Genomic DNA, 23,792 nt, shown 5'->3' with positions numbered 1-23,792 from the left:
TCATTGTGAGGTACGTCTTTCTTTTTTGTATGTTCCTGCAAACCTCTTCTCCCCTGCTTGGATCGGTACATTTATAGCGTTTTCAGGTGGCGGTATCGGACAATTGTATCCAGCACTGTAAGCACAATAAGGGTTGTAGGCCATATTAAAGTCTACTTCCAGTTCGTCACCCTTTATATCACTTTTTCGTAAATCTAAATACCTCCCGCCTCCATAAGTATCATTGTCATTTGTTGGATCGGTAAAAGGTAAGAAGAGGTAATCTGCATATTGTGGATCCATTGCAAGCGACATGCTTTTAAACAAGGTGAGCTTTATAGGTTTTCCCTTAATTGTAAAATTCAGTTCAGCATAACGAAGGTATTTCTTTTCTTTCCCACTGTAAGTAGGGATCATTATTGGCCGGTCGTCATGAATAAACTTAACTTTTGCTATACTTCTAAAAGCGCTATCTGCTGTATAGAATTCGAGCTGATCGACGTCAGCCGTATCTAAAGGTGAATGCTCATCAATTAAAAAGGCCTCTTTATACGCATTTCTACTGCTATCAATCTTTGTAAGGAAATCTTGCGCCCGTGCTGTAAAAACAGTAAAAAAACAAACTGTTAGAAATAAAAATAATTTATAAGAAAAGCAATTCATCTTTAGCACGTTGTCAATTTGGATAACAATCTAATTTACAACAAACTTAGATAAATTGCTTTTACAATACAATATTCATGGTAAGTAAAGGATGACTTATTATTTTATCTGTAAATTTATTGGCAGACTATAACTTACTCTTACAGGCCTACCATTTTGTATACCGGGTTTCCAGATCGGTGATTTTTCTAGAATCCTTACTGCTTCCAAGCCCGTTCCAAAACCTAGGTCTCTTACTACTTTAATATTTGATAATGTTCCGTCTTTCTCAACAATAAAATTCAATATTACTTTGCCATTTACTCCTTGCTCTTTAGCAGCAGGCGGAAATTGATAATTATCAGCAACATAGTTAAGAAAAGCACGCATACCGCCAGGGAATGAAGGAGCCACTTCTACTGCTACAAAGATATCGGCAGCGCCTTTTCCTTCAGTTATCGTCTCTAACTGATCTGTTTTTCCTAGCGGTAGGTCTATTGATATTGGTACGGAAGGATCACCTACAATATTCTCCGGACCAGGAGATGCGTTCACTAAGTCCTTTACACTTGGGGGTTCCTCTGTTGCAAGCAGGTGGGAAACCACTTTTGGCGGAACCATTTTTATTTTATCCTCATGTGATTTTACATATGTTTTTACTGGTAAAACCATTGGCTCCTCTTTTTTGTGTAGTGGAATATCCTTTAAAAGAACAGTAGTGTTATCCACTGTCGTTTCAGAAAAAATTTCCTCTTGGTACTTTTGTGCTATGATAGGTATTAAAATCATTGCAATAAAAAATATAACGCCCATAAATAATGCTTTTGTTAAATCACCATGAGCATTTTTACGAAGCACGTATGCACCATAAGATTTATTTCTGCCATCAAAGATAAGGTCCAACCAAACCGTCGATACTATATTTAATTTAGGGTTTAACATAATCTTAAAAATTAAAAGGTTTTACCATCAGTTTATAACTATAAGATTAAAATATGTGCGTGTTTCCATAAACGGAACAAAAATTTATTTATACTCCCCCATTATTACTTTAGTAAAACTGAAAGTACAGCCGGAATATTTCGTGGACAATCGAAGTTCTTCCTTCTATCATATACCATGTTTTCTCACTGCTCCTCCAGACTACTACACAATCGTTATCTCTATCAAAAACCTATTTTTGTATTTTAATCTGATAATCAGCATATTATATTATTTTTTTTTATTACCTTTGCGAGAAATTTTATTATTACGCTTTAAGATTATTGATTTTGTATACCAAAAAGGCCGTATTGAACGTTATGGTATATTGAAAAGAATGAAGCAACATAAATGAACTATATATTACTTTTATACCTTCTATCTATTTCTGCAGGAGCCTTTAATATTGGCAATAATCCAAAAGAAAAAAACACACACCCTAAAACGTCCGTTCTAAATACCAATCATCGTAAAAGTGCTGTAAGAAGAATATTGGAACTACGTTACGATGATTCTTATCCATTCATAAATCCTTCTATAAATGCTATCAGTAGCGTTAAAGGGCTAGCCCACTTTTATCAAAAATTATACGAATTAAAGACTGGAGAAATTAAAAGGGTCAGCATTGTACAAATTGGCGATTCACATATTCAACCAGATTTGATTTCGCGAGAAGTGCGTTCTGGACTTCAAGATTTTTTTGGTGACGCGGGCAGGGGATTAGTTTTCCCCTATCAGATTGCGAGGACAAACGCTCCGCTTGACATCAAAAGCTCTACAACAACACGCTGGCAACCAAGCAACATTAGCCAATTACATGCTCGATCTGCAAGAGGAATTTCCGGTTTTTCGTTAAGCAGATTGAATGGTGCTGGCAATATCTCCTTATCACTTAGACCTGATATTAACTCGAATGAACAATCGTTTGATTATATAAAGCTTTTTTTAGGCAGTGGTCAATGGAGCGTAAATACTATAGGAACTAGGCCAAATTCTTATAGCGTAGATCAGTCAGCCATTACAGATTTTACTACAAAAGAAATAACGCTTGATGGACCAGTCAACGGTTTTAATATACGTTCATCAGGTAGTCGTCCTTATTTCTTTGGTGCGTCTTTAGAGAAAAAGAATGCAAGTGGCGTGTTACTTCATACGATTGGTGTAAATGGTGCACGTTATGAGCAATATAACAAGGAACCTATGTTTTGGAAGCAGCTTCCTGCTTTAAATGCTGATCTTTATATTTTATCATTGGGTACAAATGAGGCTTATTATAATAATATGACGGAAGACCTTTATATTAATCAGGTTGCAGAGACATTAACAAAAATCAAAACGATAAATTCAAAAGCTTCTATATTAATAACTACCACTGCTGAATCCTTTAAGAATGGAAGAACAAATCCAATGATTGAGCGACTAAATTTAGCACTCAAATTCTACTGTAATAAAATGGGAATACCTGTTTGGGATTTATTTGAAATCACTGGAGGTTCTGGATCGTCAAAAGAATGGCTAAAGAGTAATTTAATGCAAGCAGATAAAATCCACTATCAGCGGAAAGCTTATAGTATGCAAGGAGCGCTCCTATTTGACGCGATAGCAAATGGTTATAATCAATATTTAGACAGTCAACAGTCTTCACCTTCCGAGCCCCTTTCCATATCGATTGATGACCTTAAAACTGCAAATAAATAGGCATTACAGGCTCTGCTGATTTAAATACCCCATATAATAGTAAAAAACAAAAGAAAACAATTATGTAGGCTATTAAAGGTACCTTGCCTAGCCTTTCTATTGTTTCATCAGCAAAACTATCTGGTATAAAATGAATACTTATCGCAAGAACCATCATCATCAAGACTGTCTTATAATTATCGAAAAAACCGTTCCAAACATCTAACGATAAATGATTGACAATTTTATCAACCATCATAATGGCTGCATCATAATCTGAGGCCTTGAAGAAAATCCAACCAAAACATACAAAGTGGAAAGTAACCAATACAGCCAATGCCTTATAAATGTGCGTGTTTTTGATTTCATTTGCCCATCTCCCAGTTAAGAGCATCCAGACTTTATGAAAGGCTAGAGCTAAACCATGTAAAGCTCCCCATATTAAAAAATTAAAGCTTGCGCCGTGCCAAAACCCGCCCAATAACATCGTTGTTAATAAATTCATATTTGCAGCTACTCCTTTTACTTCACGTTTTATAAGCGCAGGGAGAAGCATGACAACAAATACAGTTCCACATAAAATCCCCGCATATTTATCATTAAAACTTAACAAGTGCTTACTTCCAAAAAAAAGTGCTACAAAAAAAAGTAAGCAAAACACCCAGGAAGCGAAGCTACTATTTCGATTTCCTCCCAATGGTATATAAAGATAATCACGCAACCAGGAAGAAAGTGAGATATGCCATCGCCTCCAAAATTCCGTAATGTCTTTACTCTGGTATGGCGATAAAAAATTTGGTGGAATAGTGAATCCGAGCCATTTTGCTATACCGATTGCTATATCACTATAGCCACTAAAATCACAATAAATCACAATAGCGTATCCGTAAACAGCAAATAGATTTTCAATTCCAGTATAACGTGACGGATCGTCAAATACGTAATCAACAAAGTTTAGTGTGATATAGTCTGAAATGATTAATTTTTTTATTAGTCCTGAAGTAATTAAATAAAAGCCCTTAGTAAAATCAACATTTGTCAAAAAATAGGGCTTATTTATCTGTGGTACAAAGTCGTGCGCTCTAACAATTGGCCCCATCATCAATTTCGGAAAAAAAGAAAGGAACAAAAGGTATTCGGTGAATTTTTTTGCAGGCTTAAAATCCCTTCTGAAAACATCTATATTATAACTTAAGTTCTCAAATGTATAAAAAGAAATCCCTATAGGCAGGAGTATATTTAGTGCATTGAATGGTGTATGAAGAAATTGGTTGCTAATTGAAATAAAGAAATTTGTGTATTTAAAATAAAACAATAAGCCTAAATTAAAGAGTATGCAACAGACCAAAAGAAAGTTACGGTAAGCTTTTTTTCTCTTTTTATAAATAGCATGTGACAGCCAGTAGTTCACGATAGCTGATAAAACGACTAGCCCTACAAAATATCCGCTAGCCTTATAAAAAAAATAAAGTGAAAAGGTACAAAAGATATATCTGCGGATTGCATAATGATTTCTAAACAGAAAATATAGTATAATAAAGAGTGCGAAGAAGAAAACAAAAAATCCGTTGTTGAATAAAAGAGGATTTTTAGGATCATACAAAAATGATTTGGATAATGCGGAGAAGTCAATTTCTATAGGAGGTAAATTCAATTCCATCTTTAATGTTTTAGTTATCCTCTAACTTATTAGCATCTTTATGGAGCGCCTCAAACAAATGCTTACCGAGAATCTTTGCTCCTAAAGCATTCGGGTGGACATAATCTTTATTGGCCAAGCTTGGCGATTGAGTTGCCCAGTCGACCATCGAGTTCTTCCCCCCCATAGCTGCGTATAAACTGTAAAATGCACAATTGGTTTGTAGTGCTAGGGATGCCTGAACTTTGATGAGTTCTTCAATACCTATAGCCGACCGATAACCCTCCGGATATCTGAAAGCTCTATCACCTGTTCCAACAATCAAAAAATCTGCCGTTGGAAAGCAGGCTTTCATTTTATTGATTACCGGTGTAGCGGCTCTCTTATACCAGTTGAAATTTATGTCGTCCGGTTTATACATAACATTTACCCCATACTGAAAGATAATCAAATCATATGGGTTCTCTTCATCTATTGTCCTTAAGAAATCGGCATTGATTCTTGCAAACTCCAAACCCGATATTCCTCGAAAAGAGAAATTATCAACAATTACACCATGCTCAGATTCAAAACTTAGACCATATAAAGGCAATTTCATATCACTTGTAGAGATGGTAATAGATTTTCGTTTATCATTTAACAATAGGTCGCGGTTAAATAACCTCTTCCCTTCTAGTGGAAATATCTTTTTATTTACCGAAACAAAAGAACTGTCATTACTTGATCCATAAAAAATATATTTTTCCAGGGTACTGACTGTATCTTTTGTCGTGTTATCTTTAACCCTCACCCAATCGTTACCAGACGAGAAAAACACATGTCCGGATAAAAAAAGATGCTGTTTTTTAGTGTTTTTAAAATTTAGGTCTTTCCAGCCATTTGAAAAAGTGGCTACTGCGGTACGTCTAAATTGAGCCACCTGCGACGTGATCGGGACAAAGCCAACACCTTTTCCGCCATAAGCTTGTTGTAAAAGCGTACGCAGCGTTTGCGACAGCAAATCACCTTCAATCATACTATCGCCAAGATAGGCAATCCTCACCTTTATCTTCTTACCTTTTTTCAACTCAGCCAATTTGGCAGCAAAATGAGTTAAAGCTACCTGTGTCGAATCTTCCGTAAGCAGGGTAATATCTTTTCTTGAAATATTTTCGGGCAACTTACTAAGTTGAACATTGTTTACCGGTTGGTGATTAACGATGGTTGAATCTGCCTTAGGTTTGACGGGAACAATAGTATCCTGATTTTTTGCTAATAAAGTATCTGCAGGATCTATATCTGGTGGAAGATCAACCTGTTCTTGTTTGTAATCAGGCAAAGGATCACCAGGCACTTTTTTAGAACTAATAATGTCTGATAAGAGATTAATTCTAGTGAATGGATCCCAGCTTTTCTTGTACGCTAAAGTGAGATAAGATACTAATGAATATAAAATTAAGCTAAATAAAATGAAAAAGAATACACGTTTATTGGCATTCATACATACCTAATATATCATAAATTATATCGAGAGATAGTCTTTAAAATGCGCGTTTTCCATGTTTGTGGATGAGTAGAATATCCTGCCTTGCTTATCGCGTCGACCCATTTAGTGGCATCATCTGAACCTTTCAGCTTGGAATAAAAGTATTTGTTAGAAATTACTTTACAAAAATGTATAAAAGATCCTAACGAAGTATTATACTGTTTATACCTACTTTTGATGCCGTGGCTTTGCTTTAACTTATTTGATCCTACAATACCAAAATGATTGTGCAATAATTTAGAGTTTCGACTTGTGCCATTACCCGACTCCAATATGGCAATACCTAAAATAACAGATGACGGTATTCCATAAGCTTTCGAAAGAGAGTCAGCAATGGTTTTGTGATTATTTATATATCTATTTTGCGCGAAACTTACGTTTACACAACCTGAATATAAAAGTACCAGAAATAGAACTTTTGATCCGACTGAACGTATTGTTCGAATGTTTTTTCCTATCATATTTCTATTTTAAGAATACACAATCGTTCTTTACAATTACAATGCAAAAAGTTTAGTTCTGCATTATCCCCCCAAGTAAGAACATTCCACTTTAAGCAAGACACCTCCCTTAAAGTTTGTGCGAAAATAAGTGTTTAATTTTTCATTTAAAACAACAAACAAATAAACTATTGATTATCAACTAAATAAAATCAAACACACATCTTAAAACAGCGTATTCAGTCAATATCAATAGTAAACTCTGAAATTCTATTTTTATTATCTTAGTCGCTTATTATTTTTTACTGATTAAGTTATTAAGTACGATGAAACCTACTATCACTATAGAATACTGTCCAAAATGCGGCTGGTTATTGAGAGCTGCTTATATGGCACAAGAACTACTCACCACTTTTTCTGAAGAGGTAAATGGTGTATTGTTAAAACCGAGCGAAACAAGCGGCCGATATACAATTTCAATAAATGATTTGGAGATTTTCGACAGAAAACTAATGGGTGGATTTCCCGAGATCAAACAGTTGAAACAGCTGATAAGAGATCATGTTAGTCCTGATAAAAGCCTAGGCCATTCTGATAAATAGCATTTATAAACATATAAATTGTTAACTTACAAACCAAATCACTTATTATGATAAAATTTTCTATAGCTGTACTCCTATTGATCTGTTGCACTTTAACTAACTATGCTCAACCTGTATTGAAAAAAATATGGCAAACAGACACGGTACTACCTGTACCTGAATCCATACTTATTGACCATGAAAAGCAGCAATTGTATGTCAGCCTAATAGGAACCGGCAATGCTTCGGCAGTAGACGGGAATGGTAGTATAGGCATATTAGATTTAAATGGTAAAATAATTACGGCAAGTTGGGCAAAAGGCCTAAACTCACCAAAAGGAATGGGTATCCACAATGGCCGATTATACGTGGCCGATCTGAAAGAAGTTGCTATCATAGATTTAAAAACGGGCAATACATTAAAAAAAATTCAATTTCCAGCGGCTGGGATGTTAAATGATGTGACTATTGATAAAAATGGCCTTATCTATATCTCCGACTCAAAAGGTGGAAAAATCTATTCATTAAGTAATGAAACACCTTCCATTTTTCTCGATAGTTTAGTAAATCCAAACGGGCTGTTAGCAGCTGACGATCTCTTATATTTTTTAGACAGCGGGTCCCTTTTTAATATAGATAAGGCAAAACACATTACAAAAATAGCTTCCGGTATGAAGAAATCTACCGATGGACTACAACAGTTCGGAAATGGTTTCTTGGTCAGCTGTTGGATTGGAGCTATTTATTATGTGCAAGAGAACGGTAAGGTTAATAATTTAATTGATACAGAAAATGAGCAGATAAACACCGCCGACTTCGCGTTTGATAATGAACGAAAGGTGCTTTACCTTCCTACATTTTTCAAAAATCATGTTGCGGCCTTTAAAGTGGAATAATCAGCCGCACACATTGTTCAAATCCTTCGTTTGAATTCTTAGGTGCTTATAATATAATCCGCTTCTTTTAGTCTGCAGACCGGTAAAGATTAGTATCTTTGTACGCTTAAGATACACCACAGCACTTTAGCATTACCATGATAGAAATAGGGAAACTCAACACATTGAAAGTAATACAAGCTGATAATGTTCAGTATATACTTTCGGACGGACAACAACAAATTTCGCTTCCACATACAAATGTTGTTCAACCCTCCCCGAAAGATTCAGAAGAATTATCGGTATTTGTTTATACAAATAAAGAAGGGTTGCTTACAGCTACGATGAAGAAACCTTATACCTTTGTTGATCATTTTGCCTATTTAAAAGTTGTAGCAGAAAATCCAAGTGGTGTTTTTATGGATTTAGGAATAGAGAAAGATCTCTTTGTTCCAAAAAGCGAACAAAGATGGCCTATGGTGAAGGGAAAAAGCTATGTGGTTTATATCTATTTAGACGAAGTTAATAAGCATATGGTTGGTTCTGCGAAACTGCAAAAATTCACTGATAAGGAAGAGATTCTGCTGAATGAAAATGAAGCGGTTGAGCTATTAATATACGAAGAGACAGACCTGGGCTATAATGCTATTATTAATAATAAATACAAAGGTTTACTATACTTTAATGAAATATTCGAAGATTTACGGGCCGGTAATAAACGAAAAGGTTGGATAAAAAAGATTTATCCAGATGGTAAAATAGACCTAAGTTTACATCAACAAGGTTATGGTCATATCCTAAGTACCAAAGATGTTATTCTGAACATTTTGAAAAAAAATAAAGGGCATTTGTCTCTTGGCGATAAAAGCACACCTGAAGAAATTTATCAAGCTTTTAAAATAAGTAAGAAGGCGTTTAAAAAGACCATAGGTGCCCTTTATAAAGAAAGGCTTATCAGTGTTTCTGATAATGAGATTAAACTTATTATTGATCAGATGGCGGATTAGGCTTATACCAATTATGCATATTGACAGTAATATGGCATAAGAACGTTTCTTTAGTATTTTATAATGCCTTCCTTTGCAGCCAAACACAAAAATATGACACTGGAAGTAGACAAAAAAGAAACTAAACATGTTTTTAAGACCTCTATCATACAGCAAACAGCATTTTGGTCGGAAGTAAAACAACAACAAGGGGTTAAAACAATAGCTTTCGATTTCAAAATTCACAATACAGCATTATACAGTTCGTCGATCGATGCCAGTGCTTCTTATACCACTGCAGATATTTTGATATTGTTACAGCGAATTGATAATGAGCACACCATCGCTTATGTGCCATACGGGCCGGAAATAGAACCAGAGGAAGAATATCAAGGGCAATTCTTAGAAGAATTATCAGAATCTCTTCGCCCTCATTTACCTGCAAAATGTATAATGATCAGATATGATCTGGCTTGGCAATCACATTGGGCAACAGAACCGGAGCATTTTGATTGCCAAGGTAATTGGCATGGACCTCCTGAAAAAAAATATCAGGAATTTCGTTTAAATTTCAATACGCAAAATTGGAATTTACAAAAAGCAAACTCTGACATTCTACCTTCTAATACTATTTTCTTAAGTCTTAAAAAGGAGACTTCCATCCTTTTAAAGCAAATGAAACCCAAAACCAGATACAATATAAACTTGTCTGTCAGAAAAGGGGTTCAAGTTAGAGATGCTGGTATGGATAGTCTTCCGATATGGTACGCCTTATATAAAGATACTGCCTTTCGAAATAAGCTATATCTTAACAATATCGAGTATTTTAGAACTGTTTTGAGTGCTCAGGCAAATGACAGTACATCACCTGCCGATGTACATTTACTGATTGCAGAGGTAGACAGGGTTCCCTTGGCCGCTATGTTTTTAGTGATTGCTAACAAAAGAGGCACGTATTTGTACGGTGCATCTGCTACAACCCAAAGAAATTATATGGCTACTTATGCCCTGCAATGGAAAGCTATGCAAATAGCTAAACAAAAAGGTTGTATCGAATATGATTTCTTTGGCGTATCGCCAAATCCTGATCCTTCACATCCTATGTACGGCCTCTTTAAATTCAAATCAGGTTTTGGAGGTGAGCTCTATCATCGTTTAGGATGCTGGGACTATCCACTGCAAAGCGAACAATATACATTGTTCAAAGTGTCTGAAATGAGCAGTCAGGGGTACCATTTATAACTGGCTTGGCAAGTAGCCGAAGTGTTTTCTGAACGCTTTACTAAAGTTGTAAGGGTCACTATATCCTAGTGAATAAGCAATCTCAGCAATAGTTATTCGTGTATCCAGTAAAACCTTACGTGCGTATTCCATTCTACACTGTATAAAATAATCAAATACCGTGCTGCCAAAAAGTTGCTTAAAGCCCTTTTTTAATTTAAAATCATTTAATCCAACTTCTCTTGAAATTTGTTTAAGTGTTAAAGGTTCGAGAATATGCTGTTGAACAAATTTTTTCGCCGCACGCAAACGCTCTTCGTCCGCAGCTTTTATTGGTAGATACCCCCCTACTGGCAAGTTATCAGCCTGTTGTGCTTGAAGAAAAAATAATTCAGTAACCTTTGATTCAATGTATAGCTTACGCATTTGTCCAGTATACACACAGTCTGATATTTCATTAATGACTGCGCGCTGCTGTCTTGTTATAGGCATTGGTGTACGAGATATATCAGCCTCCTTGCCTGCATGTACATCTTCCCAGAAACGTTGTAAGCAAGGTAAATCAGTAGCCACAAGACGATTGAAATAAGCTTCTTGCATACATATTCCGAAGGTTTCTATTTTTCTTCCTCTCAGTGAATAATCACCCTCAAAGGAAGGTGTATATCCAACGATGTGCTGGTTAGTTTCAATCGTATATTCCTGTCCAGTATCAAGAGGTTTCGCGCTCGAAAGCCCCTGAATGGAAAAATACATATTAAGGTAGGGTTCCGACTGGCAGTCCCTAACAATCAGATCACGTTCCTGCGACGTATTAACAGCAAAAATCTCTATACCGTCTGCATTATAAAGAATGCTAGCAGAGATATCTTCAATATCTGTATATTCAATGCCTTTCTCAAAACAAATTTGTTGTGCTTCTATCTCTTCCATACCATACTCTTTTATACCAGCAGAGGATGTTAAATGTCAATAAAAATAAGGTATAATCGATCAAATTTAAAATTAATTTGCAATTAAATTTTTAAAATAAAATCCGTCGAGGCGGGATAAAAATCCATTTAGAAGGGGTCGATTATAATTAATTCCTTCAATTTTGAACCTATTAAATCTCTAGCGCAAAAGCTAAGGTACCGAATAATTCAACAGGACAAGCGCATGTAAAGAGATGCTAGGGAGTAAGATCAGCACAACCTCATTTAAAACAATTGGTGCACAAATGAAAGCAATTACTTTTAAAAAATTCAAACCTGTAATTAATTTTCCATCTTCTGCTAACCCTTACTATATGATTTCTGTATTTAAAACAGATGTTTCCAGTAAGGTGGATGCCGATTCTATTATTAATTCATTAAAAAGGCAGTTCCCTGATGGGAAATTCAATTTTGACTTGGAGGATTCAGACCGTGTGTTCCGGATAGAATACAATAAAGACATCATTGGTGAGGTAATAAGATTATTTAAGGTGAAAAGATTCGTTTGCGAGATGCTGATCTAAGTATAGATAAACGGGGCCAAGCCAATTTCTCGGAAAACCCTATATAATACTTGGCATTATCTGGAAATAGATAAAACTCCGGCTAATGGCATTAAATATTTCGTGATTTTCTTTCCAACAATATCTATATCAAAAGTTCTAAAATATTCGGACGGGCTTCTATTTGGGTGCTATTACTTTTATCCAAACGGACCAATTCATCATCGATATGCACCCAAGAGCCATCCCATTGGATTTCAATTTGTTTTCCCTGTATCGACTGCCAAGGAACTTTTTTTGTTTTGCTTGTAAGCACATTTCCTATATAGCTTATAAAATCTTGACGTTGTTCCTCCCGGAGAAGTACAATATCAAACATTCCGTCGGCAATATCGGCATTGGGTGCCAATATTAAATTTGGTCCTAACGAACAAATATTCATAACTTCTATCAGCAAAAAATTTCCCTCATATTGCTTTCCATCCACCTTTATAATGGCATGTTTGGCTTTATATGTGGAAGATAATCCCAGTAAAGTATGAAGTGCAAAAGTAATTTCATCTTCACTCCTTTTCAAATGGCTGGTTTCAATTTCTTCCATTGTCCTCATCAATTTGGGCAATATACCGTAACCCAAACTTTCAAGAAAAAAATTTTTAAAATGTGATCCCCTTACCGCGCCCACATCCATTTTTCTTGTTTTATTAACATCCCATTGTTTGAGTAGGTTTGCTAAATTATACGATAATCCAAGCGTGAGCGCAATATTATTTGCTGTGCCCATAGGTAACAGACTGATTAGCATTTTTTTATCGAGAAGCGTTCTCTGCAACAGAAATTTAACAACTTTTCTAACAGTGCCATCTCCTCCTACCACTAAAATGATATCTATATCACCGTCTATTTTCTTCCAATCATCTTTCTGAACCGACGCATATTGATATTGATATCCTTTTAATTTAATAGAATCAATTAACTCTTTTTTCTGGTGATCTTCATCACCCGCTTTTGGATTGTGCAATATTAAAATTGTTTTCATTGGCAATTTATTCATTCAGCAAGTCAATTACGCAAAACTAAAACATAAAATACAAGAAGATGTTTTACTTATAAAGCAAATTGATATGAGAATTTTGGTAACAAATGACGACGGAATATACAGTCCAGGTATCGCCTCACTCGCAAAGATAGCTTCACAATTTGGAGAGGTAACAGTAGTAGCGCCCGATGTAGAACAATCATCTATGGGCCATGCGGTTACACACTCCCGCCCTTTGGCCTATAAAAAATCACCTATTGAGTTTCCTGGGATTAATGCATATCGAGTAAATGGTACGCCAGCAGATTGTGTTGCTTTGGGTACACATTTGTATAAACATATTGACGTTGTATTGTCGGGCATTAATATGGGTTTAAACTTAGGTAATTCCATGTGGCATTCGGGAACCTTAGCAGCAGCCAAACAGGCTGTCCTCTTTGGTGTTAAAGGTGTCGCCCTTAGCACACCCGTTGGTAAAACAGAACCTGATTTCGATTTACTTACACCGTACGTGTCAAAAGTGCTAGATCAATTAATTAATAGATTGGATTTCGGTTTATATAATGTGAATTTTCCTAGTCAACCGAAAGACATCAAATGGACCAGGCAATCCGTGCGATTATACGATGGAAAAATTATTCCAGGCACCGATCCTATGGGAAGAAAGCATTATTGGTTTACAGTAACCCCACTAGAGCCTGCTGAAAAAGAGACAGACCGCTGGGCAGTAGAGAATGATTATATTTCGGTGACCCCTCTTCGCCTGGATCTTACAGATGAGGGTAGACTTACGGTGGTTAAGCATCAGTGTACCTGGGAGTGACAAAACCTTATTAGTAGGTTTTTTAACATAAAGTTAACATTGATTTAACAAGAAGTCTGTATTATTGCAGCATGACAGTCTATTTAATGGCCGCACCTATTTATATCATGGCACTTATTGTGGCTTTTGGTATGGGGGTAAAAAAAGGAGTTTTATTTATTTGTTTCCTTCTTGGAGTATCTTTTCTTCTTTACCTTATGTTCTTTCACTCTACTGAATCTGCAATAGGGATAGTAGCCATTGGTGTGATTACTTATTTGTTAAGTAATAAAAGATAAATCGTCCTATACCTTTAATCCAGCTTATCTTGCTTAAAATACCGATTTCGGTAGCAGTTTAAGGCGGTTTGCCCTAACTGTTCAGTTAACTTGTTATTGGCTATGGCTCCCACAACAGCACCTATCACGGGTATTAACTGCGCCATTTTTGCCAGGTCTATATAGTCTCGATACTCCTGTTGGAAGCTCCGCCAGTCAAAATCATCCACATCGGCAGGAAGTGAATCGCTGTAGGACTTCCAATTTTCAATTTTTTCAACCTGTTTATTCCGTTTTTGTTGACTGCAAAAGGAAATTTGGAAAATATGAAGAATAAAAAGGCGTTCTCTATAGTCTTTAACATTAAAGCCGTATAATGCGGCAATTTCAAACAGCATCTTGATTTTAATGGCCAAAAATGCCGGAAAATCTGCAAATCCCATTAATATACCACCCGCACCTGTAATCGCACCTTCAACGGTGGCTGCATTTTTATAGTGTCTTATAGTACGTTTAATGTAAGCCTCTCTGATCTGTAAAGAGCCTTCTTTTCTTAAAGGAGTAGTAATGTATTTTGAACTGAACAAGACAGCTTTAACCATCTTCTCGATAGTTAAGGTAATTATTTGATGCGCTTTTTCGGGTATCATATTATTAATTCGGTCCTGGATTCCCTTAGTGAAACGATTGCCCTTAGAAGGTGATCGCAGCATTTTTTCATTCCATTGAACCATTTCCTTAAAGACTTTATTTTCATAACTATCCATGCTCATTTGATATATCTTTTATCAAGTAATAACAACACAAATTACAAACTTTTTAATGGTTTTCCGGTTATATAGTAAAAGAACTAGGTTATGGAACAATTGCTTAGCATCGATTTACTTAGAAGGCTCAAATTGCATGGATACACAGCCCTAATACCAAAAAGCGAGCGCAATCATGCGCCAGTTTTTGCTATTACAAATTATCCAGTCGAAGAGCTTCAGAGCAAAGGGCCAAATGCTCCTTTACATGAAGATAATTTTTTGATAATTGACGAACTATTGCTTCATGAAGACGAATTGACCTTTAATGGTGTCGTCGTATTACCTGATGAAGACTTATCATCAGCATTGTAATATCAACATAATTTGTTAAAGTATTGAAATACTTGAACATTTACATCAATACTTTAACAAATTATACAACATATTGCACCCAAGTGCAGTGACCTTATTAACCTTGAAGGTTATCTATAGGTTTCCGTTTCTTTTCTTTAATAGATTTGAAATGCGAAGGCGTTAGCCCGGTTATTTTCTTGAATTGTGTAGACAAATGCTGTACACTGCTATAATCTAATTTGTAAGCGATTTCGCTCAACGTAAGTTCATCATACACAAGCAATTCCTTTGCCCGTTCAATACGTTGCATGATAACGAACTGCTCTATCGTCACACCTTCTGTTTGTGAAAACAGGTTGCTTAAATAATTATAGTCGATATTTAATTCCTGCTGCAGGAAGGTAGAAAAATTTATTTTTATTGACATTCCTTCTGTTCCGTAGAGACGTTCAATCAGAATGTTTTTCACTTTCTCAACCAATTTATGTCTACGATCATCCAGTAACTCAAACCCAACCGCTCCTAACTTTTCTCTTAATTGCTCATGAACAGCTTTAGGTAACTCATTCTGCCTATTTATTTCTCCAAGAGCTACAGAAGTATAGCTTATATTTAATTCATCTAAAATTTGTTTGACAACCATTATACAACGGTTGCATACCATATTTTTTACGTATAAAGTCATATCATCCAGAAATTTACCTTATTACATATAATCTCCTGTAAAGGTAGTCCAAATCTCTAAAAAAGATGCCTGAAGAATTTACATAATTCACAGAAAGTTTTACAATATTCTACTCCACTCAGATTTTCTCAAGTGCACTACTTATCACATCGTAGATATAATTAAGATCATCATAGCGGATACAATAAGGTGGTAAAACATAAATAACATTACCTAATGGTCTAAGTATAATACCTTTGTTAATAAAGTATTTATAAAGTTTATCTCTATTTTTACTAAAATAAGAAGTTTCTTCTCCTGTTTCCCATTCTAATGCCAAAATCGTTCCTATACAGCGTATCCCCTTTATTTTAGGATGCAAGCTTATCCGTTCCATATACCCTTTATGTTGTAAACAAATACGTTGTATATTTTGCTGCGTTTCTTCTGTTAATAGCAGGTCTAAACTTGCCAGCGCTGCGGCGCAGCAAAGTGGGTTAGCAGTGAAAGAATGCCCATGAAATAATGTTTTATAGGAATCATCTGAAAGAAACATATCATAAATATATTGTGCACAGCTAGTTATTCCCAAGGGTAAAGCGCCACCTGTAAGTCCTTTGGAAAAACACATAAAATCTGGCTGTTGCTGAAGATGATTCGCAGCGAATAACTTACCTGTTCTCCCAAAGCCGGTAAAGACTTCATCTTGTATCAATAAAACATTTAATGTGCTGCAGTGACTCATCAATTTATCTAAGAGTGCTGCTTCATAGCTTAGCATGCCTGCCGAACCCTGAACAATCGGTTCATAAATAAAACAAGCGACTTCCTGATGTATCTGACTAATTTCTTCCAGTAATTGAGTAATATTATTTCTATTTGGTGTTTCTATATAATGCACATCGAACATTAATCCTTCAAAAGGTGCAGTCCAAACACTCCGGCCACTTACCGCCATCGCCCCAAAGGTATCTCCGTGATAGCTATTTTTAAATGCGATGATTTTCTTACGCGCCTGCCCTTTATTATACCAATATTGTACACACATCTTTAGTGCTACTTCTACGGCAGTAGAGCCATTATCAGAGTAAAACACTTTCTTTTGTGAAGAAGGAAGTAGGTCTAGCAATCGTTCAGCAAGCTCCACGGCAGGTGAATGCGTAAAACCCGCAAACATCATGTGTTCCAATTTTTTAAATTGAGCAAAGACTTTATTTGCAATATAAGGATGAGCATGACCATGGATATTTACCCACCAAGAAGAAATTGCGTCGATATAACGCTGACCATCCTCGCCATAAACATAGGCACCTTCTCCCCTTACAATAGGAATCGCGGGCATGTTATTCTTCATTTGCGTATAAGGATGCCAAATTACCTCGGCGTCTCTTTCGGACAAATTAGTTGACATATGAAAATTAACAGTATGAAATTATTATTTATTACTTAATGGGGTTAAACCCAACAATTCAAACATTGCACGATCTTCATCCAGCTTCGGATTAGGTGTCACCAGTAACTCTTCACTTTCACTGGTAAAAATAGAATTAGCTCCCGCCATGAAGCACCAGGCCTGTTCCGTGGTACTCATTTCTGACCGACCTGCACTTAATCTAACCATTGCTTTTGGCATTAGAATCCTAGCAACAGCAATCATTCGTACCATATCCCAAACATCTACCTTCGTTAAATCTTGCAATGGTGTTCCAGGCACTCTTGCCAGTGCGTTGATAGGCACAGATTCGGGATGTTGAGGTAAATTTGATAAGGTATGTAACATGCCAATTCTATCTTCATGTGTTTCTCCTAATCCAATTATACCACCACAACATACTGATATACCGGCCTTACGAACATTATTTAAGGTATTTAACCGGTCGCCATATATACGAGTACTAATAATTTCATCATAATAGCGTTCAGAAGAATCCAAATTATGGTTATAAGCATATAGCCCAGCTGCTTGCAATCGCTCGGCTTGAGTTTCCGTTAACATACCTAGAGTGCAACAAACCTCTAGACCTAATGCGTTTATTCCTTTTACCATTTCCAATACGCGTTCAAAGTCCTTGTTATCACGTACCTCGCGCCAAGCTGCGGCCATACAGAAACGTGACGACCCCGATGCTTTTGCTCGAGCGGCAATGGAAAGTACTTCCTCTTTATCCATTAAGGCCTTTACTGTTATATTGGTATGATAACGAGCTGCTTGACCACAGTAAGCACAATCTTCAGTACAACCTCCAGTCTTTATAGAAAGTAAGGTACATACCTGCACTGCTGATGAACTATGCCAAGTTCTATGAACAGTTGCTGCTTTATAAACGAGCTCTAATAGGGGTTCATGGTACAATAGTTTTATTTCTTCTATCGACCAATCATTGCGGATTTGTTCAATGTTATTCACCGTAATTTTTTATATATGATTAAAAAAGAATTTTAGTTGACTAATGGTCTGTTTCGTAAGGGGAGATATTTCGGGTATACAGTACGTTTTTACTTCATCGGACACATAATTACAGATGGCCAATTTACTAGCTTCGTCCATAAGGCCATTAAAAACCAGGCCCCTAACCGTGCACCCTTTCATGCGTAACAACTCATACGATAAGAGTGTATGGTTGATGCATCCCAAATAATTCCTAACAACTAGTACCACGTCGGCATTTACTAATTTTATAAGATCTATCATAAAAAAATTAGCCGACAATGGTACCATTAATCCACCGGCTCCTTCTATGATAAGGCGATTATTCGTTTTAGGAACAATAAAATCTACTGGTTTGATCTCTATCCCCTCCAAAGATGCTGCTTTATGGGGTGAAGCCGCCAGTTTTAGCTTAAACTGCTCTGGGTGGACTCTTGAATAACTGTTGGAGATTAAAGATTTCACTCGGTCGCTATCACTGTTAGCTAAGTCTCCTGCTTGCACAGGTTTCCAGTAATCTCCTTTTAGCTGTTCCGTAATGATGGCAGAGATAATAGTCTTCCCCACGTCGGTACCGATACCGGTGATAAATAATGGTTTTATGCTTTTTTTTTCTCGCATGCTTGTTTTTATAAAATTGATCGCAGAAGCTTAGTCAATGCAATAATTTCTTCATCCCTATTAAATACATGTATGCATATTCTTAAACGTTCTCCACCTTTGGGAACACTAGGACTCTTTATAGGTCTGACATCAAAACCTTCACTTTTCAAGATAGAAGCAGCATGGTCAACTGCCGCATTTCCGGCTATTTTAACAGCTTGTATCGGACTCAGAAGAACATTTTGTTGTGGAAATCCCATCTCTTCAACAAACAAGTTGCATTTTCGCTGGAGCAGTTCTGCTATTTCATTATTCTTCTTTAGCAGATGATATCCTGCTTTTATAGCAAATAATTGGGGGAAAGACATCGCAGTACTAAAGATTAAAGGGCGACAGAAATTAATTAGGAACCTTTTCAATGTGCGACTTCCCAATATAGCGGCGCCTTGGCCGCCTAAAGCCTTACCAAAGGTTATTGTACGGGCAAAGACATTGCTCTGTAGGTATCCTGATTGGACGATTCCTGCACCGTATACGCCTAAGGCGTGTGCTTCATCAACAATCAGCAAAGCACCTTTTTCTTTGCACAGACGGGCCAAATCAGTCAATGGAGCAAAATCACCATCCATAGAGTAAAGACTTTCTACTACCACATAACATAAGCCTTTACATTGATCCAATTTAAACTGAAGATCAGCTACATCATTGTGCTTAAAATGCAGGTTTCTGGCAAAACTTAAGCGGCAACCATCAATAAAAGAGGCGTGCACGTATTCATCTCGAATAATATTGCTCCCTTTTACCCCCAAAGCAGCTAGTAAGCCTTGATTTGCTAAATAACCTGAAGACATCAGTAGCGCGGCTTCCACTTGGTGATATGCAGCAATTTCTTCTTCAATATCCAGCGCTAGCTCGCTATTTCCGGTGAGTAATCTAGATCCTGTGGAACCTACCGTTAAATGTGTGTTTTCTTGAGTTATTGACTTTAGGTATGTCTTCATTTCCGGAGAACGCGCCCACCCAAAATAATCATTCGACGAAAAGTCGACTAAGTTTGGCTGAAGTATCAGTTTCCTCGATGATCCCATCGTTTCACGCTGTCTTACCTTAGCCTCCAAAAGCATATTAATTTCGATCATTTACAGAAACGTTTAAATGATTTATCCACTGATAAAAAAGTTCTTCTTCAATTTTTTGGATCTTTCCCGCATGCTCCTGCCAATTAGATGAAAACTCCTTTAGCTGTGAAACCATCTCTTCTAAATGCCCTTGTTCTTCAAAAATGATTGACTTCACACTCACTTTACTTAAAGCTGTATGAAGTACCTTTTGGTAAATTGGATACAATTGATCGGCCCTTAGCTCTATCGCATAGGTGACTAATAAATAAGCTGCAAATCGAAGCTTACTACCCGACAAACCCAATATGTTCTTTAAATATTTACTAGTATGCATGTCAAGCCTATTCAAGTATTGTAAACTTGACTGAGGGGCTAAAAGGTCCGTCTTGGTGTAAGTCTGGCACGATTCAACCCGCAATTTTTGGATCTGTTTCTTTAAATAAAACGCATGTCGATGTTCTTCTGCTGCATGCTTTAGCATCATTAACGTTACTACTTCCATATCTTCAGAGGCAGAAATTTTTCGTGCTCCGGTGTTCTCTAACAAAGACAAAGTATTTAAAAATTTAGCGTGTATCTTGTCGTCAGCCACGATATTTTTAAATAGCGAATAAAGCTTTTCCTCGTTTTTATGGTGAAGTGAATACATAATAGATTATTTTTTTTAGTCTTATGGGCCAAAAGTAGTATCTTGCCGGACGACATATATAGTCCAGTTTTAACTTAATGAGTAGTCCGGTAAAAATTCCCTTTAAAAGTTTAATTGTTTTAAACAAGCAGAGCAGTACACCTTTATATCTTCAAATTGCACGACAGTTGATTAATGCCATACAAAGAGGAGTATTAGTGACAGAGATACAGCTCCCAGGTACAAGATCATTGAGTGAGGAGTTAGGAATACATCGGAAAACGATCATAGCTGCTTACGAGGAATTGTACACACAGGGCTGGACATCCATTATACCGAATAAAGGCACGTTTATTTCTAATCAATCTAATAAAGGGAATCCTGACCCATTAAAGTATGACAGCACTTATTTAGCAAGTTATCCCGAAAAAGCTGGTTTTCATTTTAAAAGAAACATTCTTTTGGATAATCCGCCAACTTTATCTGATAACCGCTTAGCATTTACCGACGGTCTTCCAGATATTCGGATAGCGCCTCTTGATAAGTTAGGTAAAATATATGGGGGGGTGTTAAGACGAAAGACCAGCCGCCAGCACTTAGGGTATTCTCACATCGAAGGCAATGAATTCTACAGGGAAAGTTTGGCTTATTATTTGAATAATACGCGCGGTTTGCATATTTCAAAAAAAAATATACTCACCACAAGAGGCGTTCATATGGGCATATTCTTAGCCTCGGGTGTATTGATTTCTTCCGGAGACTTAGTCGTAGTAGGCAATCTAAGTTATTATATTGCCAACATGATTTTTCAACAAGCGGGAGCTCAAATACATGCTGTTCCCGTAGATCATGAAGGGATTTCCGTAGAAGCAATAAAAAACCTTTGTGAGAAACAGAAAGTACGTATCGTATATATTACCCCTCACCATCATTATCCTACCACTGTTACACTTAGTGCGGAGCGACGCATAGAATTACTAAACCTTTCCAGTAAGTATGGATTTATTATATTGGAGGATGACTATGACTACGACTTCCACTATACCAGTAGTCCCGTTCTTCCGCTAGCTAGTGCCGACAGTATGGGCATGGTGGTATATATCGGATCATTTTGCAAAACCTTAGCCCCTGGCCTACGTTCGGGATATATTGTGGCGCCTCAAAACCTGATTGAAGAAATTGGAAGATATAGGCGGATTGTTGATAGGCAAAGTGATATGCTTATGGAACAAGCTTTAGGAGAGCTTCTGGTGGACGGAGAGATTCATCGACATCTTAAAAAAGCATTAAAAATTTATGAACAGCGTTCTTTACATCTTTCTTCTTTATTAAAAGAGCATCTAGATGACTATGTAAAGTTTAAATCTCCCCCAGGGGGCTTAGCCTTATGGTCAACATGGAAAAAAGAGCTGAACCTCATGCGTGTTAGTAAGAATTGTTTAAAGCATCGGTTGCATTTACCATCCACCCTGCTTTATCAAAATGAGCTGACTACGGCTATGCGTTTAGGATTTGGAAATTTAACTATAGACGAATTAACTGAAGCGATACAGATTTTAAAAATTTCAATAGAAGAATCATTCTAAGTCATGCTTATTTAACTAACTCGATTATTTCGGCAATGACTTGCTTATTTCTGATCATATGCTGGTGGCCTACATCCTTAAATAATTTCGACTTTATGTCTCTTTTTCGGCCTAAAAAATTTTCCGTTAGCTTATATGGAGAAATTTTATCATTATCATCACAAAACAACCAATGGTTTTCGCACGTGTAACTATATAATTTATTTAGGTCGAAAGCATCCGCTTCTACATTAAAATACTGGAAAAAGTCGATAAAAAACTGATCTATAAAAGCATTGGGAATATTTATTTGAGTCATCTCAGTCCTAAAATAGTCATCTAACTGAATCAATGGTGCGAGGCTAATGAGCGTCTTCGGTTTTTTCTTCAAATTTTTATACGCTATAATATTTGCCATAGCCCCTAATGAATGCCCAATAAGGGTTGTTGGATAACCATATTTTTCAACAATTTTGTAAATGGTGCCTACATATAACATTAAATTAGTTAGACCACCTTCGGAGGAACCATTTCCAGGGGCATCGAAGGCAATTATTGTATATACTGTATGTTGCATTAGGCTATCAACTAGCTCAGAAAAATCTGCCGCTTTAGATGCCCAGCCATGTGTCAGTAGGATAATTTCATTGCCTTGACCCCAAATAAAGACATTCATTTTAAGCGTCTTGTTTTCAAAATACTCATCAAAAACTTCCACTTGCTCATTTCTTGCCGAATTTAATAAACCCTGCTGATGTTGACGTAATGGAAGTTTAGGGGAATAGAATAAATAATCGAACAAAGGAGCACTCAATTCTTCACTATTACGTGCGACCAAAGTACCTAGATGGTCTGCCATTTGCTTAATCTTTCTCATTTGTCCCTTATCAAAGACCAAAGATAAATGTTAGGGATAGGGATACATAGAAAGTAATGTCAAACAAAAATAAAATTCAACGTGTTGATTTATAAAATTCACTAATATTGTAGTAATGCTTTCTAATATTAGCATTCGTCTTATTTATATTCAAATGAAAAGAACAATTGCATCTGTCTTAATAACTGTTGCAGCATGTCTATTATTGAATGCTTGTAACCAACAAGAACAACGAAAAAAACATGCCAATTGGGTGGACACAGCGTTTAAAAGTGATACAGCAGTACAAGATACCTCACAAGAGCTATGTTTTATGGGTTTAAGTGGCAATAACAAAGATTCGTCATTTGTTAGCCTTTCTATTTTGGGTGACAAGATAGTTGGAAAACATAGCTGGGTTCCCTTTGAAAAGGATGGTAGAACAGGTTCCATAGCTGGAACCAAGAAAGGCGATACCCTTGACGTAGTCTGGGAATTTATGCAAGAAGGGATGAAAGATACGTTGAGAACGGTCTTTTTATTAAAAGGCGAGCAGCTGAAACAGAAACCCTTTTCTGTTGATCCAAAAAATGGCAGGCAAATCACCGACGACAAATCTGCTTTTACTATTATTTATAATAAAATAAACTGTGATACGACACATAAAAAATAGATTTGCGCA

At 36.5% G+C, this 23,792-nt stretch carries 25 protein-coding genes; 10 read left to right on the top strand and 15 right to left on the bottom strand.

Going from position 1 to position 23,792, the window contains the following annotated elements; genetic code table 11:
• Positions 1 to 642 (bottom strand): DUF1684 domain-containing protein, encoded by a 642-nt coding sequence (locus BMY50_RS02320; protein WP_093317784.1) that lies wholly within the window; start codon positions 640 to 642, stop codon positions 1 to 3.
• Positions 643 to 741: 99 nt separating this feature from the next.
• Positions 742 to 1,563 (bottom strand): energy transducer TonB, encoded by an 822-nt coding sequence (locus BMY50_RS02315; protein WP_093317782.1) that lies wholly within the window; start codon positions 1,561 to 1,563, stop codon positions 742 to 744.
• A 390-nt stretch (positions 1,564 to 1,953) separates the two neighbouring features.
• Between BMY50_RS02315 and BMY50_RS02305 the strand changes: the two genes are divergently transcribed.
• Entirely contained in the window at positions 1,954 to 3,300 is a 1,347-nt protein-coding gene (locus tag BMY50_RS02305; protein WP_093317772.1) for a GDSL-type esterase/lipase family protein, read from the top strand.
• On the opposite strand, the gene BMY50_RS02300 is transcribed toward BMY50_RS02305, so the two are convergent.
• Genes BMY50_RS02300 through BMY50_RS02290 form a run of 3 tightly spaced genes read right to left on the bottom strand, consistent with a single transcriptional unit; the run spans position 3,281 to position 6,904 of the window.
• The gene (locus tag BMY50_RS02300; protein WP_093317771.1) at positions 3,281 to 4,939 is read right to left on the bottom strand and encodes an MBOAT family O-acyltransferase; all 1,659 of its coding nucleotides are present in this window, start codon (positions 4,937 to 4,939) and stop codon (positions 3,281 to 3,283) included. The two genes, BMY50_RS02305 and BMY50_RS02300, sit on opposite strands and share 20 nt — an antisense overlap.
• A gap of 10 nt (positions 4,940 to 4,949) precedes the next feature.
• Positions 4,950 to 6,398, bottom strand: a complete 1,449-nt coding sequence (locus tag BMY50_RS02295; protein WP_093317770.1) for an SGNH/GDSL hydrolase family protein — start codon at positions 6,396 to 6,398, stop codon at positions 4,950 to 4,952.
• 14 nt (positions 6,399 to 6,412) lie between these two features.
• The gene (locus BMY50_RS02290; protein WP_093317767.1) at positions 6,413 to 6,904 is read right to left on the bottom strand and encodes a glucosaminidase domain-containing protein; all 492 of its coding nucleotides are present in this window, start codon (positions 6,902 to 6,904) and stop codon (positions 6,413 to 6,415) included.
• A 305-nt stretch (positions 6,905 to 7,209) separates the two neighbouring features.
• Here BMY50_RS02290 and BMY50_RS02285 point away from each other — a divergent pair, with 305 nt between their 5' ends.
• From BMY50_RS02285 to BMY50_RS02270, 4 genes are all read left to right on the top strand, one after another.
• Positions 7,210 to 7,485, top strand: coding sequence for a SelT/SelW/SelH family protein (locus BMY50_RS02285; protein WP_093317765.1), 276 nt, complete (start codon positions 7,210 to 7,212; stop codon positions 7,483 to 7,485).
• 47 nt (positions 7,486 to 7,532) lie between these two features.
• Entirely contained in the window at positions 7,533 to 8,360 is an 828-nt protein-coding gene (locus BMY50_RS02280; protein WP_093317763.1) for an SMP-30/gluconolactonase/LRE family protein, read from the top strand.
• A gap of 137 nt (positions 8,361 to 8,497) precedes the next feature.
• Complete coding sequence (locus BMY50_RS02275; protein ID WP_093317761.1) at positions 8,498 to 9,346, top strand: CvfB family protein; 849 nt, start codon at positions 8,498 to 8,500, stop codon at positions 9,344 to 9,346.
• 93 nt (positions 9,347 to 9,439) lie between these two features.
• Positions 9,440 to 10,567: a lipid II:glycine glycyltransferase FemX gene (locus BMY50_RS02270; protein ID WP_093323489.1), complete on the top strand. Its 1,128-nt coding sequence runs from the start codon at positions 9,440 to 9,442 to the stop codon at positions 10,565 to 10,567.
• On the opposite strand, the gene BMY50_RS02265 is transcribed toward BMY50_RS02270, so the two are convergent.
• On the bottom strand, positions 10,562 to 11,479 hold the full coding sequence (locus BMY50_RS02265) for a helix-turn-helix transcriptional regulator (protein ID WP_093317758.1): 918 nt from the start codon (positions 11,477 to 11,479) through the stop codon (positions 10,562 to 10,564). The genes BMY50_RS02270 and BMY50_RS02265 overlap by 6 nt on opposite strands.
• A 286-nt stretch (positions 11,480 to 11,765) precedes the next feature.
• Here BMY50_RS02265 and BMY50_RS02260 point away from each other — a divergent pair, with 286 nt between their 5' ends.
• Positions 11,766 to 12,044 (top strand): hypothetical protein, encoded by a 279-nt coding sequence (locus tag BMY50_RS02260; protein ID WP_139202167.1) that lies wholly within the window; start codon positions 11,766 to 11,768, stop codon positions 12,042 to 12,044.
• Between the two features lie 124 nt (positions 12,045 to 12,168).
• On the opposite strand, the gene BMY50_RS02255 is transcribed toward BMY50_RS02260, so the two are convergent.
• Positions 12,169 to 13,062: a diacylglycerol/lipid kinase family protein gene (locus tag BMY50_RS02255; protein WP_162276511.1), complete on the bottom strand. Its 894-nt coding sequence runs from the start codon at positions 13,060 to 13,062 to the stop codon at positions 12,169 to 12,171.
• Between the two features lie 85 nt (positions 13,063 to 13,147).
• Here BMY50_RS02255 and surE point away from each other — a divergent pair, with 85 nt between their 5' ends.
• Positions 13,148 to 13,885: a 5'/3'-nucleotidase SurE gene (surE, locus tag BMY50_RS02250; protein ID WP_093323486.1), complete on the top strand. Its 738-nt coding sequence runs from the start codon at positions 13,148 to 13,150 to the stop codon at positions 13,883 to 13,885.
• A 292-nt stretch (positions 13,886 to 14,177) separates the two neighbouring features.
• Here the strand turns inward: surE and BMY50_RS02240 are convergent, their stop codons facing one another.
• Positions 14,178 to 14,915: an EcsC family protein gene (locus tag BMY50_RS02240; protein WP_238383649.1), complete on the bottom strand. Its 738-nt coding sequence runs from the start codon at positions 14,913 to 14,915 to the stop codon at positions 14,178 to 14,180.
• A gap of 84 nt (positions 14,916 to 14,999) precedes the next feature.
• Here BMY50_RS02240 and BMY50_RS02235 point away from each other — a divergent pair, with 84 nt between their 5' ends.
• Positions 15,000 to 15,263, top strand: coding sequence for a hypothetical protein (locus BMY50_RS02235; protein WP_093317745.1), 264 nt, complete (start codon positions 15,000 to 15,002; stop codon positions 15,261 to 15,263).
• Positions 15,264 to 15,360: 97 nt separating this feature from the next.
• Here the strand turns inward: BMY50_RS02235 and BMY50_RS02230 are convergent, their stop codons facing one another.
• The 6 genes from BMY50_RS02230 to BMY50_RS02205 form a co-directional block, all read right to left on the bottom strand.
• Positions 15,361 to 15,888, bottom strand: coding sequence for a helix-turn-helix domain-containing protein (locus BMY50_RS02230; RefSeq protein ID WP_238383648.1), 528 nt, complete (start codon positions 15,886 to 15,888; stop codon positions 15,361 to 15,363).
• Between the two features lie 160 nt (positions 15,889 to 16,048).
• Positions 16,049 to 17,320, bottom strand: coding sequence for an adenosylmethionine--8-amino-7-oxononanoate transaminase (gene bioA / locus BMY50_RS02225; protein ID WP_093317739.1), 1,272 nt, complete (start codon positions 17,318 to 17,320; stop codon positions 16,049 to 16,051).
• A 24-nt stretch (positions 17,321 to 17,344) separates the two neighbouring features.
• Positions 17,345 to 18,307: a biotin synthase BioB gene (gene bioB / locus BMY50_RS02220; protein WP_202907796.1), complete on the bottom strand. Its 963-nt coding sequence runs from the start codon at positions 18,305 to 18,307 to the stop codon at positions 17,345 to 17,347.
• Positions 18,308 to 18,325: 18 nt separating this feature from the next.
• Positions 18,326 to 18,958, bottom strand: coding sequence for a dethiobiotin synthase (gene bioD / locus BMY50_RS02215; RefSeq protein ID WP_093317735.1), 633 nt, complete (start codon positions 18,956 to 18,958; stop codon positions 18,326 to 18,328).
• An 8-nt stretch (positions 18,959 to 18,966) separates the two neighbouring features.
• Entirely contained in the window at positions 18,967 to 20,079 is a 1,113-nt protein-coding gene (locus BMY50_RS02210; protein WP_093317734.1) for an aminotransferase class I/II-fold pyridoxal phosphate-dependent enzyme, read from the bottom strand.
• Positions 20,066 to 20,710 (bottom strand): hypothetical protein, encoded by a 645-nt coding sequence (locus BMY50_RS02205; RefSeq protein ID WP_093317733.1) that lies wholly within the window; start codon positions 20,708 to 20,710, stop codon positions 20,066 to 20,068. The genes BMY50_RS02210 and BMY50_RS02205 overlap by 14 nt, the downstream gene beginning before the upstream one ends.
• A 77-nt stretch (positions 20,711 to 20,787) precedes the next feature.
• Here BMY50_RS02205 and BMY50_RS02200 point away from each other — a divergent pair, with 77 nt between their 5' ends.
• On the top strand, positions 20,788 to 22,275 hold the full coding sequence (locus BMY50_RS02200; protein ID WP_093317732.1) for an aminotransferase-like domain-containing protein: 1,488 nt from the start codon (positions 20,788 to 20,790) through the stop codon (positions 22,273 to 22,275).
• 7 nt (positions 22,276 to 22,282) lie between these two features.
• Here BMY50_RS02200 and BMY50_RS02195 read toward each other — a convergent pair whose 3' ends face one another.
• Positions 22,283 to 23,131, bottom strand: coding sequence for an alpha/beta hydrolase (locus BMY50_RS02195; RefSeq protein ID WP_093317731.1), 849 nt, complete (start codon positions 23,129 to 23,131; stop codon positions 22,283 to 22,285).
• A 154-nt stretch (positions 23,132 to 23,285) separates the two neighbouring features.
• On the opposite strand from BMY50_RS02195, the gene BMY50_RS02190 reads away from it, so the two are divergent.
• The gene (locus tag BMY50_RS02190; protein WP_139202166.1) at positions 23,286 to 23,783 is read left to right on the top strand and encodes a hypothetical protein; all 498 of its coding nucleotides are present in this window, start codon (positions 23,286 to 23,288) and stop codon (positions 23,781 to 23,783) included.
• Positions 23,784 to 23,792: the final 9 nt, after the last annotated feature.

The sequence above is a fragment of the Olivibacter domesticus genome (genome assembly GCF_900109575.1).
Taxonomy (GTDB): Bacteria; Bacteroidota; Bacteroidia; order Sphingobacteriales; family Sphingobacteriaceae; genus Olivibacter; species Olivibacter domesticus.
This window is presented reverse-complemented; position numbering and strand designations above follow the sequence as displayed.